The following is a 15626-nucleotide window of genomic DNA, read 5'->3' as shown; positions in this document are numbered from 1 at the left end:
CGGTTTTTGCTAATAATCCCATGACCAGCGAATGGACAGGCTGTTGTCCTGGTCCAGGGTCCGTTTGGTGACCAGGGACAGGCTTTTGGTCAGATCGACTTCCACCGACTGGGCGGTGGCGCCGGTGGTGCTGGAGGTGGTGATTTCCACATAAATATTGTTGCTGATATATTTTCCGCCGGAAATCAGGGTGCCGTGTTCGCCGGTAACATCAGAACCGATGGACAGCCGATCGATGCCGAGGCCGCCCCGCATCCGGTCCAGCATGCCGGGTCCGCCGCTGCCGGACAGGGCCTGGATGGAACTGGCCAGCTGCAGCGCTTCCCAGGCGGAAAGCTCCGTAACCGAGGTGCCGAACAGGATCCGGGACAATATTTCATCCTGCGGCAACTCCGGTGACGAGGTGATTGCCAGAGTGGGCTGAGCCGCCGTGCCGCCGATATTGATGAAGGCGTCCAGGTTGGCCATATTGAGTTCGGATTCGATATCCAGTTTGGGATCGTTGGAGGCGTTGCCGGGGAATCTGATTTCGCCCCGCGTCAGATTGAAGCGTTTGCCGGAAAAATCGAAGGTGCCGCGCACCAGGCTGATGGTGCCGTTGACGATGGCTTCCTCTGACGAGCCGGTAATCTCCAGATCGCCCGCCCATTCGGAATCGAGACCACGGCCACGGACGAAAACCCGTTTGGGCGCTTTCAGGGCCAGATCAAGAACCAGCGGGCCAAGGTGGCGTTTCTTCAGTGCCTCTTCATCCGCGTCAGCGTCGTGACCGTCGTTGATTTCCACCACATCGGTCTCAATCAGACTGCCGGGGCCCTGGTCAACCAGGTTGATGTCGGCACTGTTGACCTCCACGCTGCCGTTCAGGAGCAGGCGTTCTCCGTCCCTGGTCAGCGACAATTCTGTCGAGGCCATGATCTCCAGGCTGGGCTGGCGATAGAGCCGGGCCCTGTCAGCGCGGACTTTCATATCGGCACGGTAGGACAGGTCAGGAGTGAAGCTGACCCAGCCGTCGGCGCCGAGCGTGCCTTCTCCCCCGTCTGTGGCGGTGAAATGCTCAAGGGTGAGCTTGTTGTCGCTGATGGAGCTCTTCAACTCGATATTGTCGGCGACAAATCCGCTCTGAATGTTTTCATAGCGTCCGCCCTCCAGGTTAATTTCCCCTCCGATCAGGAAGTCCCGGACGCTGCCCCCCACCGTGACCCGGCCTTGGGTGGTGCCGGAAAGATCATGGTGATAGAGGTTCAGCATGGGCCACAGCGGGGCAATTTCCCCGGCCCAGTCCAGCTGCGCCGTCATCGGCGCGGTTTGATTGAGGCTGTATGAGCGGGCGGCATAGTCATAGTCTGTCGGGAGCTCTGCCGACAGGGTGATCAGCCGGTCGGCAGCCAGGTCCAGGCCGCCTTTGAGGGTCAGTTTGTCGCCGGTGGCCCCGATGGCCAGATCAAGCTTCAGGGCCGGATCAATGGCGTAAAGCTGGTAGGGAGTATCCAGCCTGGTCAGGGTCAGCTCCGCCTGTCCGGACAGATTGTCGGCACTGGCGGAGACATCAGCCGTGCCGTCGAGAATGCCGGTGAACGGCAGGTCCGGCACCAGGTTGTTGAGAATACGGAAATCCGCCATGCTGGCGACCAACCGGGCCATCAGCTTGTCAGCCGCGCGGCTAAAGGCGATTTCCAGCTGGCCTTCCCCAAGCGCGAGACGGGTCGGTTTCAGGGTCAGGGTCTGTCCCTGTTTCTCCAGGGTCAGGGGGGTGAGGCTGCTGACCGGAATATTGTTCAGCTGTCCGTCAAGGTTGCTGGTCAGGATCAGGATGCCAGTTTCTGACTGCTGCAGGTTTCCTTTGGCAGTGAGCGCCAGGGGATTATCCTCGGTGCCGGTGGCCTCAGTGTCGAAGGATGTTTTCCGGCCTTCCCGGGCAAGATTCAGGGCGAATTTGCCGAGTTCAATATCCGGCAGCGACAGGCCCTGCACTTCCGCGGACAGGTCGAGGGCCGGCAGGTTGTCAGAGGCCATCCACCGGCCGGACCAGCGGGACAGGCCCATGCCCAGAATATCGCCGGACGGCAACGCAAGGCGCAGGTCTTTGGCAGAGCCTTCTGTTGTGATTGCCTGGTATCCGTCCCGGTCTTCAAGGGTGAGGGCGGCCGAAAGCGTGCCTTCAAAAAGATCGACAACTTCCCCGGGGCTTTTGTTCGGAGGTTGGGTGCTGAGCGTAAATTGTCCGCTCAGGGGCGCGCCCGACGGTATATTCAGGTTACCCTCAGCCTGGAGCGGTCCCGCCAAGGCCGAAATGTCCGTCAGGTGAATGATGTTGTCGGCGCTGCGGCTGGTCGCTACCGACAGGTTTAGCGGACCGTAATTGGATTTGCCGCTCAACCGGACCGTTCCGGCGAGCGATTGTGCCACATCTTTGACGTCAGCGACCAGAACAAGGTCGCTCAGGGTCAGGTCCTGGAGGGTCAGGTTTTTCAGGCCGGTTTCTGCTGTCAGGTTTGGGGAGGCCAGGGGCCCCGACAGTGTGCCGGCAATGTCCAGCTTGCCGGCCAGCTTGAGATTGCCCGCGCCTTTCAGTTTGTCCAGATCTGTAAAAGACAACCGGTAGGGGCTGTCCTTCAGGATGCTGTCGGGATCAATGTCCAGCTCCGTGGTCAGGCCCACATGGGCGGCCTTGAGATCGGCTGCGATCCCCAGGCTGTTGTCCGGGTTCACGGTGGTCCGGATGGTCCCTGCCGGTGTAGCGCCGACCAGGCCATCCATTAGTGCATCGCCCAGCGCCAGATCCTTTCCTTTCAGGGTCAGGTCCAGGACCAGTGGTGTGGTTTGGTCCTGCTGCTCGAGAGAGAAATCCACATTCAGGGCGCCGGCGAGCCTGTCCGCCAGATGGTCCAGGGAACTGGCGAGGCTACCCTGCAGGGACATCTTCTGACCTGCGAGACCGACGGAGCCTGTCACCTGCAGCTGCTGCAGGTCGTTCCCTGCGGTCAATTGCTCCAGCAGCAGCACATTCTCGGTGAGGTTGATGGTGCCCTGGCCCTGCCAGCTGACCGGCAGCGGGATATAATGGTCAAGGTTCACCTGTCCGGGTATTAAGATATTACGGAGCTGGCCCGTGTTGCTGAAACGAATACCACGGTCCGTCATTTCTCCCTGAAGAGACGTCGCGATTTCAAACCGGCTGTCGTCTTCGGTGTGAAAAACGACCTTGTCCGTAGCTAGGGTGAAAACCGGCCTGGAAAATGTGCCGTTGACGGCCCCCCTGACCAGCAGGGGGTCAAGGCTGGCGCCATTGAAACGGAAAGCTTGTTTGAGCTCGGCTGTGTAGCCGACATTATCGAGCACGGTCAGGTCCTCGGTATGCAGCCGTCCGTCAGCTTTGAGGCGCGCCGCATGGGTTTCCAGCTCAATGGACAGATGTTTGAGGTTTTTCTCCTGTTCCGGTTTCAGCAGTACCGCAAGCCGCAGTTTGTTCCCCAGCAACTCCACATCCCGGAGGGCTTCTTGTTTGGCCGGGTCGATATCCGCGGAGATGGAGAAAACCTCCTTGCTGTTGCTGATCAGGGCTTCCCCCAGTTCAACCTCGCCCTGCTGGACGATCAGACGGCCGGCCCAGTCATGGCGCGGGCCTTTTCCTTTCAGCAGGACCGCAAAATCCTCATCAAGGTCTGTGCCGGACAGGGCGGCGATCAGGCCCCGGGCGGGTATATAGAGTTGCCCGTCGATGGCGAGAAAGTCCGTCGGCCGGTCAAAGGTCAGGTCGAGGGCAAGTTCTTCCCGGATATCGCCGAGCCGTGCCAAAAGGAAGCCGAGGACAAGCTGACCCTCAGTGGTTTCGGAAAAGCGGCCATAGCTGGTCAATTGTGTGGTGCGACCGGTTACAGGCCGCTGGAGATTGATCTCCGGCAGGTCAAATTCATCAATCCGCAGGTTAACAGGCAAACTGGGCAAGGCGAGCGGTGAGGACGGCTCGGCCGGAGCTTCGGTTTTCGTCGATGAAGGGCGACGGCTGACATTGAATTCTTTGGCCTGCAGGCTTGAAATATGAACCGTGCCGGCGACCAGCTTCCAGGGCGCCCAGCTGGCCCGGATGGCGCGGAGTTCCGCCCAGGTACCCTTATCATCCTTGAAACGAATGCTGTCGATGCGGAAAGTCCCTAGCAGGGTGCCGGAGATTTCGCCGATTTCGATGCCGGAGGTCTCGTCTCCCAGTTCCCCGTTGAGCCAGTTGGTCAGATGGCGTTTGCCGTAAGGGCTATCCAGGACCAGCAGGCCGGTTCCCGCCGCCGCCAGCAGCAGGGTCAGGATCAGCGCGGTCCAGACCGCCGGCCGGATCCACTTCCCTTGGGAAAAATATGTGCCCGGATCAAATTTCATCAGAAGGCCTGCCCCAGGCTGATATAGAGATGAAACCGGCTTTCCCCCGGCAGCCGGTTAAGCGGGGTGGCGGCATCGACCCGGAGCGGCCCGAAACTGGTGTGATAGCGAACGCCAAGGCCGGCGCCCCAGCGGAAACCGTCAAAGCCGGGCAGGGTGCTCTGATAGACATTGCCGCCGTCCATGAACGGTACCACGCTCAGGTTGTCACTGATATGAACACGGATTTCCCCGTTAATTTCCGCCACGGACCGGCCGCCGATGGGATCGCCATCACTGTCCTTGGGACCGATATCCTGGTAGCCGTAGCCGCGGACCGATCCCCCGCCGCCACTGAAAAAACGTTCCTTGGCCGGCAGTTCGTCAAAGCTGATGCCGTAGACGGACCCGGCCCTGACCCGGGCGGCAAGGACGATGTCATGGTCGCCGTCCAGCGGATAGTAGGCGCTGGCATGGACTTCACTGCGCAGGTAAAATTCGTTGGCGCCGTTAAAGATGAACGTCGGAGCGGTGGCCAGGGAGACCCTGAATCCTGTTGTCGGGTCGAGGATATCATTGGAATTGTCCCAACGCACACCGGCCGGCAGGGCCGCGAGCCAATAAGTGCGGTCATTGTCGGAGTTGCTGATATCGGCATATTGGCCAAAGACCGACAGGTTGGCGGCGATATGTTTCGTCAGCAGACGCTCGAGGCCGACACGGGCCTCTCCGGTCAACGCATCATAGGCATCGGTATTTTCATTCTTGGCGCTGGTTTCGAGGGACAGGGTCTGGTCCAGCCGCCGGAAATTCGGTTTGTCCAGCCGGGCTGTCAGCGATTGTTCGATTTCTGCCAGATGGGCGCCGATCAGCAGCCGTTCCCCATTGCCGAAAATATTGCGGTGCTGCCAGGAAGCGTTGCTGCTGAGACCGTCACTGGTGGCGTACCCGCCGGAGACGCTGATGGTCCGGTGCTTGTTTTCCACCAGTCGGACCATGATGTCCCGGTCCGGCCCTTCCTGTTCCGCCAGGCTGATGTTGACGCTCCTGAACAGGCCGGTTTTGACCAGTCTGGCCCTGAACTCATCAACCTGTTGCTGGTTGTAGAAACTGCCCGGCTGCCAGCCGACCATCCGTTGCAGGTAGCTCTGGTTGATGGAGGAGAGCCCCTCGAACCGGGCGTTGCCAAAGTGCAGGCGCGGACCGGGGGAGACCATAAATTCCACTGATGCCGTTCGCGTGGCATGATCGACAATAATCTTGCGGTCATCCGCTGTGGCGAGGGGATACCCCAGGTCGGGAAAGATCACAATCATTCTGGTCTGGGCGGTCAGTATATCTTCCGAGCGCAGGGGCGCATCCGGTGACAGGTCAAGGGCCTGCAGCGCCTGCTGTCTGGTTTCAGGGTCCGGATCGACACTGTAGCTAATCTCGACCTTACTCAGCGTAAAACGTGGCCCGGGATCAACGGAAATGAGGATATTGAATTTATTTTGATGGCGGGAGAGTTTTTCGCTGATACCGCTCTCATAATATCCTTCGGCCCGCAGGATACGCTGCAGCAGGTCCACATCCTGCCTGAGGCGCGCCCGCAGATTAGAGACAGAGACAAGGTTTTCGGATTTCCGGTTACGCAGGACAGAATGATCTTCAAAGGTCTGGCGGACCCGGTCTTCACCAAGGCTCTCAAGTCCCCTGAGTTCCAGGTTGTAGGAAAAACCGTCCCGGGCGGCAGCCGGGTCTGTGGCCAGGGCGAGCAAAAGAAACAGGATCCCGCAAAAGCCCATAGACATGGCGCGTTGAAAAAAGGGACGGGAGCCTGGTGATTTATTCTCTTCTGCCTGCAAAGACGGGAATTCCTGACTTGAACTGTAATTTTCTGCCCGGAGGGCAGTCTATGCTTAGATTTTGTCCGAATTATATCGGCATTGCCAATCTTGGGCCAAGAAAAAACCCTGCATTGTTAATACAGGGTTTGAATTTTCTGTAAATTGGTCAAAAAGACCATGGTTCCGGTTTTATGATTCGCTCATGTTATGGAGCCGGTGAACTTGATGCAGGGACGCGAGTTGGGCGTATATTGCCGGCAGCAGGCCCAGTTTGCGCAATTCCTCAAACTCTTCAGCGGGAAGCGCATCTAATTTTTTTTCATCGATGAAAAAAATTCCCCGGATGTTGTAGTTCTCTCCATCGTTCTTGCTGTTTATTGCGAGCGTGTTTTCTGCAATTAGTTCCTTGTCTGCAAGAAGCTTGATCAATTGTCTGGAAACCTGGATGTGATCAAAATGTTCCATGACCATTTTTTTGCAGTTCTCAAGGAATTCAGTTCCCTTTCCTTCTTCATCGAAAAGTGCGTGTCCTTCGGATTCACTGACGTGGGGGCTGTTTTCATCCACGGTGAGGACGAATTCGTTCTTATCCTTGTTCGGCGTTCTGGCCAGGCTGAACGGGTGAATTGCAACGCTCGCAGGGGCATAGACGGCGTTCCAGGAGCCATCTTTTACAACCAGGTTTTCACCGGGTTTCAGGCCCATCATGGCCACCGCATGAAACTCATCGCTTTCCTGCGGTTTTACAAAAGCGATTGGCAGGCTGCTGGCCATTTTTACAAATTCATGTAAAGCCAGCGGCGCAACATGCTGGTCCCTGATATGTGCGAAGCCAGCATTTTCTTTGATTTTCAGATTCCGATGAGCCTCGTGATTAACAGTGGAAAACTTGGCAGTCATTTTCTATCCCGTATATTGTCGATACCGTTTTGCCCGGCTTTTACAATACAATCGCCGGATATAATTCAGGACGCCAGTTGTATTGTGTTTACTGTGAAAAAACAAGGCTGGAGGCGGAGGAATATAATTAGTTGCACTTTTTTACTTTGTTGTTCAGCATGAATGACGGAGATGAAGATGAGAGCCGGGAACGTTAAGTCATGATCAGCAAGCGATTGTCGGTAAGCCATGAGCACTGGCCGCTCAGGGAACCGTTCCGGATTTCCCGGGGGGTGAAGACCGGCGCGGACGTTATTCACGTTACCATTACCTGCGATCAGGTAACCGGTCACGGTGAGTCCGTGCCCTACGCCCGCTATGGGGAAACCATCGACAGCGTACTTGATCAGATCAATGGCATATTACCCGATGTGGAGGAGGGCATTCATCCCGAGGAGCTGCTGGAACTGTTGCCGCCCGGCGCCGCCCGCAATGCGGTCGATTGCGCCTTGTGGGAGCTGATGGCGCGATGGCAGGGCAGGTCTGTGGCTTCCCTTCTCGGCCTTGAAATGCCGACCGAGCTGGAAACGGCGATCACGATTGGCGTTGATGACCCCGCAAAAATGGGGGAAAAGGCCAGGCAGAATAGCACCGCACCGTTGCTCAAGGTCAAACTGGACCGGGAACAAATTCTCGACCGGGTACGCGCTGTGCGGGCGGCGGCCCCGGCCAGCCGGATCATCCTGGATCCCAATGAGAGCTGGACAATGGATATCCTGCGGTCGATTGATGAGGATCTCGCCGCACTGGGCATCGATCTGCTGGAGCAGCCTTTGCCTGCCGGTGAAGATGAAGGACTGCGGGACTACCGGCCGCGGGTGCCGGTCTGTGCCGACGAAGCCTGTCACACTTCCGGCGACCTGCCGGCGCTGAAGGGAAAATATCAATATATTAATATCAAGCTGGACAAGACCGGCGGCCTGACCGAAGCGGTCAGGTTGCGGCAACAGGCGCTGGCGCAGGGCTTTGGCCTGATGGTCGGGTGCATGGTGGCCACCTCGCTGTCTATGGCTCCGGCGGTGCTGTTGTGCGCGGGTGTGGAGTTCATTGACCTCGATGGGCCTTGGTGGATGGCCAGGGACCGTGCCGGCGGTTTTCAAATTGACGACGGCATGATTCGGGGAATTTCCGGCGATTTCTGGGGTGGGACAGAGGTTTCCAAACCAGCGGATTAGTGACCGGTGTTTTTTGTTTCTCCTGTCAGTAAAAAGACTTAAGATGGCGGCCATGATAAAAATGCCAAAACAATTATTGCTTCTGTCGCTTATCCTGTGTGGCTTTCTCCAGCCGGTTTATGCTGAAAATGCCGTCTGTATTTTTGACGATGTGGAATTTAAAACCGATTTTCCCACAGCCCGCCTCAACGGATGCCGGGAAAAGGACGGCGAATATTTTCTGACCATCAAGCCGGAGAAGAAACCGATCAATCCCAGCCCCTGGTATGCCTTTCGGGTGATCAGTGAGGACACGGGCCGCATTGCCATTACGTTGAATTACGAGGTTGGCAAACATCGTTACTGGCCCAAATTCAGTATCAACGGCCGGGACTGGTACCGGGTAAATGAAAACGACCTGGAAATTGCCGAGGATGGAAGGTCAGCCCGCATCACCGTCAAGGTGAAGGCGGAGGAGCCCCTGTGGATTGCCGGACAGGAAATCTTCACCAGTCGCCAGCATACCCTGTGGATGCTCAGTGCAGCCCGCACTCACGATTTCCTCGATATATACGATCTCGGCAAGTCCTCCGGGAACAGGGAGATTTACAAGCTTGAATCCCGGGCGGCCTCGCCGGAGGCAAGGACCATTCTGCTGCTGGGACGGCAGCATCCGCCGGAAGTCACCGGTGCCCTGGCCATGGTCCCCTTCATGGAGGCCCTGTTTGCCGACACCGAACTGGCCCGGCACTTCCGCGCCAGATACCGCATCGTGGCAATTCCCAACCTCAATCCGGATGGAGTCGCCCTGGGCAATTGGCGCGGCAATAAAAACGGTCAGGACCTGAATCGGGACTGGGGCAGGTTTACCCAGCCGGAAACCGAGCTTGTGCGCCGGGAGATGACGCGGTTTGGCGAGGGTCGGGACGGGGCGCTGGCCCTGATGCTTGACTTTCATTCAACCTGGGAAAATCTGCTCTATACCCAGCCGGAGGCGGAGCCGACACAGCCGGAAAATTTTGCAGCGGCCTGGCACCAGGCTGTCATGGCGCGGGCGGGAGATATTCCCTTCCGTCTCGCCCCGGAAGACAGTGATCTGGAAAAAGGGACGTCCAAGGGATATTTTTATGCGGCTTACGGCATTCCCGCCATCACCTATGAAATGGCTGATGACGCGGATCGCGACAATATTCACAGACTGGCCACCATTGCGGCCGAGGAAATGATGAAAATCATGCTGGCCGACTGATCTTGTCTGACAGCCAGGGCTTCCAGTCACGACGGCAGTACAGTTGACAGATGTCAATGAACTTTCCGCGCAGACAGGTCATTGTTCATCATGGTATAATTCGGGGCTCGGGGAAGATATTTTTGGCAGATGCCGCTTTCACGGGTTATCCTTCAGGAAAAGGAGAATGTCATGACTGGAAAAGAAGCTCATCATGGGCGCGGTGATCGCCTGATCAAGGAAGAAATCCACGATCCCTATATGAAACGCAGCAAGCCGGCCGAACCGACGGTCTGTCCGTCCTGCGAGGTGGTGTTCAGTAACGGCAGATGGCACTGGTCCGACCAGAAGCCTGCAGGCGCCCATGAGGAGTTCTGTCCTGCCTGCCAGAGAATCAGGGACAAGGCGCCGGCCGGTTTCCTGACGCTGAGCGGGGACTTTCTTGCCGAACATCGGGATGAAATCATGAACCTGGTCCATAACAAAGTGGAGCAGGAAATGCAGGAGCATCCGTTCAATCGGCTGATGGCGTTTGAGGAACAGGACGATGGCAGTCTCCTGCTTTCTTTCACTGACCTGCATTTACCGCGCGGAGTGGGGGAAGCCCTGCAGCATGCTTACAAAGGCGAGCTGAAAATTGATGCCCCCAAGGATGAATTTCTTGTGCGGGTCTACTGGCAGCGTTAGTGTCTCTCTGTACTCTCAAATAACGTGAAATAATAAACGGATGCAGATAGAATTTTTTGGTGCAACACGGGAAGTGACCGGCTCGTGTTACTTGTTGCGAGTCGGTGACTATAAGATCCTCGTGGAATGCGGCCTGATCCAGGGCAGCTACGAACATGAACGGCATAACGACGATCCATTCCACTTTAATCCCAGGAATATCGATGCTGTGGTTCTCACCCATGCCCATCTTGATCATTCGGGGCGGTTGCCATTACTGATCAAGCGGGGATACAGGGGAAAAATATACACCCACCGCGCCACATCGGACCTTTGCCGTATCATGCTGGAGGATTCCGGCTATCTGAATGAAAAAGATGCCCTGTGGGAAAACAAGAGACGCAAGCGCAAGGGCAAGGAACTGGTCGAGCCCCTCTATACTCGCAAGGAAGCGCGCCTGGCAGGAAGACATTTCCATTCAGTGGAATATGGCAAACGCATACAGGTCCTGCCCGGCATTCACCTGACGCTCCGGGATGCAGGGCATATTCTGGGATCGGCCATTGCCGAACTGGAGCTGGATGACGGCAGTAAGAAACGCAAGGTGGTGTTCAGCGGCGACCTTGGTCACCGGGGCGCGCCGATTATCCGAAATCCTGAAATTGTAAAACAAGCCGATCTGGTGGTGATGGAAAGCACCTATGGGGATCGTTGTCACCGAAGCTGGGACGAAACCTGGAAGGAAATGGGGGAAATTATTTCCCAGGCCCGCAGCAACAAGAGCAATATCCTGATCCCCGCCTTCACTGTCGGGCGAACCCAGGAAATCCTCTATATGTTCAAACGCTATTACCAGGACTGGGGGATCGGCGACTGGGAAGTGTTTCTCGACAGCCCGATGGGAATTGAGGCGACGGAAGTCTATGCCCGGCATGCCAAAGTCTATGATGCCGCGGCCCGGCAGATCTATGAAACCGATGGCGATCCGTTCGACCTGCCCAACCTGCATCTGACCGAGCATACCGACGAATCCGCCCGGATCAACAAGATCAAGTCAGGCGCCATCATCATTGCCGGCAGCGGCATGTGTACCGGGGGCCGGATCAAACGCCATTTTGAGCATAATATTGCCCGCCCGCATACTCATATCCTGATTGTCGGGTTCCAGGCCCGCGGGACCCTGGGCCGCGCCCTTGTCGATGGTGTGGAGACCATTCACCTGTGGGGCAAGGAATATCCGGTCCGGGCCCATATCCATACCATCGGCGGCCTGTCGGCCCATGCCGATCAGCGCGGACTGCTGGACTGGTACGGACATTTTAAAGGACGTCCGCCGGTGGTGCTGGTACACGGAGAACCGGAAGCCATGGATATTCTTGCTGACAAACTGGAAGAGGAGTACCAGGCCCCGGTCACCAAGGCGGAATTCAAGCAGATTATCCAGCTGTAAAATAGGGGAGGAAAATGGCAGAGAGGAAGGGATTCGAACCCTCGAGGGCTTGCGCCCAACACGCGTTCCAGGCGTGCGCCTTAAACCACTCGGCCACCTCTCTGCACTGAACGGTAGGAGGGATATATAAAATCTTGCGCAACATGGCAAGGCTCTGCGTAAATTATTTTATATTTTTCCAAACCTGCCCTTAAATAGCCTTATCCATGGTCTTATACTCTGTGCTGCGTAAAATGGCTTGGGGACCTTTAAATGATTGTGGGTCGCTTTATCGGATTCTTTTGTCTGGTGGCAGCACTTCTTGTGCTCGGTGCGGATTTCCTCAGAATGCTGGAGATTCGCCAGGTGGGCCTGTTGACCGTGGGAGAACTGTGGGGGCTCTTGAGCGGAAACAGCCTGATGGCGATGGAAGACGGGATATCTTCCGGCCGATTCCCCGGGATCTGGCAGGATGTAATGCTGCCGCTTCTGGCCATTCCGGCGGCGATTTTCTTCATTGTCGTCGGGGCATTGATGCTTTTCGGGTTCCGGCGGCGTTATTTGCGCTGACAGCACTGATTTTCAGGGCCGGGGCCAAAGAAAGACTTGACAATAAGGTGCAGTTTAACGATAAGACCCCATTCAGGATTTAGGGATCGGGAATAAGATCCGATTCCGGACAATAACTCCCCGGACAGGGGACGAGAAAGTTAGGAAAGAACTATGGCAGTTCCAAAGAGTAAGATCTCCAAGTCCCGCCGCGGCCAGCGTCGTTCACACGACTCCCTGAGCGTGGACAAATATGTGGAAGACCAGGAAAGCGGCGAACTGCGCCGTCGTCATCACATTGACCTGAGCACCGGCAAATACCGCGGTCGCCAGATCCTGGAGCCTTCCGACAACTACTAAGCGAGTTGAACAGAATTTCGAAAAGACCGGCCTTTGCGCCGGTTTTTTTGTGCCTGAAAAATATATTTTTTGTATACAATTTTCAGATTGTTCTTTGCTTCGAGGCGGTTCGGCGCTATCCTTCCAGTACAAAATATAAGGAAAAGACAAAAATGAGTTTTTCCAAACGTATCTGCCTTTTGATCGGGATAATAATCATGAGCATTTCGGAACTTTCATCCGGTTCCGCCCAGGCGGGGGAATCCGGGGTGGCCAGCTATCGGCTGGTGATCCACGGTGGAGCTGGAACCATTCTCAGGGAAAATATGACGCCGGAAAAGGAGCAGGCCTACCGGGCCAAGCTCGAGGAAGCCCTGCGCGCCGGGCAAGCGGTCTTGAAAGACGGGGGCGAGGCGCTGGATGCTGTCGCCGCCGCCATTCATGTGATGGAGGATTCGCCACTGTTCAATGCGGGCAGGGGCGCCGTCTTTACCCATGAAGGGCGCAATGAAATGGATGCCTCGATCATGGACGGCCGGGACCTTAATGCGGGCGCGGTGACCGGCGTGACCCGGATCAAGCACCCCATCGACCTGGCGCGGGAAGTGATGGTGCATTCCCGCCATGTGATGCTGGCCGGCTCCGGGGCGGAGGAATTCGCCGCCGAGCAGGGCATGGATTTCGTCAATCCGGACTATTTCCGCACCCAGCGCCGCTGGGACCAGCTGCAAAACGCGCTGAAGAATGACGAATTGTCCCTCGATCATACCGAAGAGGATTTCGACGTCATCGAAGGAGTGGATCCGGAAGATCCGGACCATAAGTTCGGCACCGTCGGCGCGGTGGCACTGGATGTACGGGGCAACCTGGCGGCCGGCACCTCTACCGGCGGCATGACCAATAAACGCTACCACCGGATCGGCGACAGCCCGATCATTGGCGCAGGCACCTATGCGGATAATAACAGCTGCGGGGTGTCCGCCACCGGGCACGGGGAATTTTTTATCCGCGCCACCGTGGCCCGCAGCATCTGCGCCCTGATGGAATATAAAGGCCTCAGCCTGCAGGAGGCGGCCGATGAAATCATCATGAAGAAGCTGGTCAAGATGGGCGGCGACGGGGGCATCATCGCCCTGGACCCCAAGGGGAATGTCACCATGACTTTCAACACGCCGGGCATGTACCGCGGCTATATCAGCGAACAGGGCGAGCCGAAGGTGTTTATCTACAAGGATTGACCGCGAGAGCGCGTGAAATGAAAAACCCGGGCAAAGCGACCCGGGTTTTTTGTTACTTATCGTCGCCCATCTTGAGGGCGGCGATAAAGGCCTCATGCGGGATTTCCACCTTGCCGTACATGCGCATCTTTTTCTTGCCCTTCTTCTGCTTTTCCAGAAGCTTGCGTTTACGGGTGATGTCGCCGCCGTAACATTTGGCGGTCACATCCTTGCGCATGGCGGAGATGGTTTCCCGGGCGATCACCTTGCCGCCGATCGCGGCCTGGATCGGAATTTTGAACAGCTGGCGCGGGATCAGGTCCTTGAGCCGCTCACACAGCGCCCGGCCGCGATATTCCGCCTGGGAGCGATGCACCATGATGCTGAGCGCATCCACCGGTTCGCCGTTGACCAGGATGGACATTTTGACCAGGTCGCCGACCCGGTATTCATCCATCTGATAGTCGAAGCTGGCGTAGCCGCGGCTGATGGACTTGAGCCGGTCATAGAAATCGTAAACCACTTCGTTGAGCGGCAGTTTGTAGACCACCATCGCCCGGTTGCCGGCATAGGAAAGGTCAATCTGTTCGCCACGCTTGTCCTGGCACAGGGTCAACACGGGGCCCAGATAATCGTCCGGCACCAGGATCGTCGCCTTGATCCAGGGCTCCTCTATTTCCTTGATCTTGACCACATCAGGCATGTCGGCCGGGTTATGCAGTTCCTTGATGCTGCCGTCGGTCATATGCAGCTTGTAGACCACACTTGGGGAGGTGGTAATGATGTCCAGGTCAAACTCGCGCATCAGGCGCTCCTGGATGATTTCCAGATGCAGCATGCCGAGGAAACCGCAGCGGAAGCCATAGCCGAGGGCGGCGCTGGTTTCGGTCTCAAACTCGAAACTTGCGTCATTGAGCCGTAGCTTGTGCATGCTTTCACGCAACACTTCGAAGTCGGAGGTATCGGCCGGGAACAGGCCGCAGAACACCACGCTTTGCACCGGTTTGAAGCCGGGCAGGGCCTTTTCACACGGTTTTTTAATGTCGGTGATGGTATCGCCGACGTGGGTCTGGGCCACCTCCTTGATAGAGGCGGTGAAAAATCCGACTTCACCCGGCCCCAGTTCGTCAACCATTTTGTCCTTGGGGGTAAAGACGCCGACCCGGTCAATCAGGTGTTCGGTGCGGGCGGCCATCATTTTGATCTTCTGGCCTTTTTTCATGACCCCGTCCATGATGCGGACAAGCACCATCACGCCCAGATAGGGATCATACCAGCTGTCCACCAGCAGGGCCTTCAGCGGGGCGTCCCGGTCGCCGGTAGGGGCCGGCAGCTTCTGGACCAGGCTTTCCAGCAGGTCCTCGATGCCTTCACCGGTCTTGGCGGACGCAAGAATGGCCTCGGAGGCGTCAATGCCGATCACATCCTCGATCTGTTCGCGAACCCGTTCCGGCTCTGCGGCGGGCAGGTCGATCTTGTTCAGCACCGGAACGATTTCGTGGTCATTGTCGATGGCCTGATAGACGTTGGCCAGGGTTTGGGCCTCCACCCCCTGGCTGGCGTCAACCACAAGAAGTGATCCTTCGCAGGCATAAAGACAACGGCTCACTTCATAGGCGAAGTCGACGTGTCCCGGCGTATCCATCAGGTTCAGGACATAGGTTTCGCCATCGCGGGCTTTGTATTCAAGGCGCACCGTCTGGGCCTTGATAGTAATGCCGCGTTCGCGTTCGATATCCATACTGTCCAGCACCTGCTCCTTCATCTCCCGGTCGGTCAGGCCACCGCAGAACTGGATCATCCGGTCGGCAAGAGTGGACTTGCCGTGGTCGATATGAGCGATAATCGCGAAGTTTCGTATCTTGTTCAGTTCAGTCATGAAGGCGCTTTTATCACTCCTTGGCCCGGAGTTACAAGCGAGAT

General features: G+C 56.9%; 11 protein-coding genes and 1 tRNA gene. 7 read left to right on the top strand and 5 right to left on the bottom strand.

Features of this window, described 5'->3' with window-relative positions; translation table 11 throughout:
* Positions 1–9 precede the first annotated feature (9 nt).
* The 3 genes from FIV46_RS17030 to FIV46_RS17020 form a co-directional block, all read right to left on the bottom strand.
* Complete coding sequence (locus tag FIV46_RS17030) at positions 10–4374, bottom strand: translocation/assembly module TamB domain-containing protein (protein WP_139942122.1); 4365 nt, start codon at positions 4372–4374, stop codon at positions 10–12.
* Positions 4374–6146 (bottom strand): autotransporter assembly complex protein TamA, encoded by a 1773-nt coding sequence (locus FIV46_RS17025; RefSeq protein ID WP_139942121.1) that lies wholly within the window; start codon positions 6144–6146, stop codon positions 4374–4376. Before FIV46_RS17025 ends, FIV46_RS17030 begins: the two co-directional genes overlap by 1 nt.
* A 225-nt stretch (positions 6147–6371) precedes the next feature.
* Positions 6372–7082 (bottom strand): SapC family protein, encoded by a 711-nt coding sequence (locus FIV46_RS17020; protein WP_139942120.1) that lies wholly within the window; start codon positions 7080–7082, stop codon positions 6372–6374.
* Between the two features lie 200 nt (positions 7083–7282).
* On the opposite strand from FIV46_RS17020, the gene dgcA reads away from it, so the two are divergent.
* The 4 genes from dgcA to FIV46_RS17000 all read left to right on the top strand — a co-directional run bounded on the left by dgcA (position 7283) and on the right by FIV46_RS17000 (position 11619).
* The gene (gene dgcA / locus FIV46_RS17015) at positions 7283–8296 is read left to right on the top strand and encodes an N-acetyl-D-Glu racemase DgcA (RefSeq protein ID WP_139942119.1); all 1014 of its coding nucleotides are present in this window, start codon (positions 7283–7285) and stop codon (positions 8294–8296) included.
* Positions 8297–8348: 52 nt separating this feature from the next.
* Complete coding sequence (locus tag FIV46_RS17010) at positions 8349–9524, top strand: M14 family metallopeptidase (protein ID WP_181163288.1); 1176 nt, start codon at positions 8349–8351, stop codon at positions 9522–9524.
* A gap of 171 nt (positions 9525–9695) precedes the next feature.
* On the top strand, positions 9696–10190 hold the full coding sequence (locus tag FIV46_RS17005) for a BCAM0308 family protein (RefSeq protein WP_139942117.1): 495 nt from the start codon (positions 9696–9698) through the stop codon (positions 10188–10190).
* A 40-nt stretch (positions 10191–10230) separates the two neighbouring features.
* Positions 10231–11619, top strand: coding sequence for an MBL fold metallo-hydrolase RNA specificity domain-containing protein (locus FIV46_RS17000; RefSeq protein ID WP_139942116.1), 1389 nt, complete (start codon positions 10231–10233; stop codon positions 11617–11619).
* Between the two features lie 15 nt (positions 11620–11634).
* Here FIV46_RS17000 and FIV46_RS16995 read toward each other — a convergent pair.
* Positions 11635–11722, bottom strand: a tRNA-Ser gene (locus FIV46_RS16995).
* 185 nt (positions 11723–11907) lie between these two features.
* Between FIV46_RS16995 and FIV46_RS16990 the strand changes: the two genes are divergently transcribed.
* The 3 genes from FIV46_RS16990 (at position 11908) to FIV46_RS16980 (ending at position 13724) form a co-directional block, all read left to right on the top strand.
* Positions 11908–12168 carry a hypothetical protein gene (locus FIV46_RS16990; protein WP_139942115.1) on the top strand — a complete coding sequence of 87 codons (261 nt, stop codon included), beginning with the start codon at positions 11908–11910 and terminating at the stop codon, positions 12166–12168.
* A 153-nt stretch (positions 12169–12321) separates the two neighbouring features.
* Positions 12322–12507: a 50S ribosomal protein L32 gene (gene rpmF, locus FIV46_RS16985; RefSeq protein ID WP_139942114.1), complete on the top strand. Its 186-nt coding sequence runs from the start codon at positions 12322–12324 to the stop codon at positions 12505–12507.
* Positions 12508–12704: 197 nt separating this feature from the next.
* A complete protein-coding gene (locus FIV46_RS16980) occupies positions 12705–13724 on the top strand; it encodes an isoaspartyl peptidase/L-asparaginase family protein (RefSeq protein WP_219846175.1) in 1020 nt (339 codons plus the stop codon).
* A 52-nt stretch (positions 13725–13776) separates the two neighbouring features.
* On the opposite strand, the gene lepA is transcribed toward FIV46_RS16980, so the two are convergent.
* Positions 13777–15582 carry a translation elongation factor 4 gene (gene lepA / locus FIV46_RS16975; protein ID WP_139942112.1) on the bottom strand — a complete coding sequence of 602 codons (1806 nt, stop codon included), beginning with the start codon at positions 15580–15582 and terminating at the stop codon, positions 13777–13779.
* Positions 15583–15626 lie beyond the last annotated feature (44 nt).

The sequence above is a fragment of the Emcibacter nanhaiensis genome (assembly GCF_006385175.1).
Classification (GTDB): domain Bacteria; phylum Pseudomonadota; class Alphaproteobacteria; order Sphingomonadales; family Emcibacteraceae; genus Emcibacter; species Emcibacter nanhaiensis.
The sequence above is the reverse complement of the archived record's forward strand: the minus strand, read 5'-3'. Positions and strand labels throughout refer to the sequence as shown.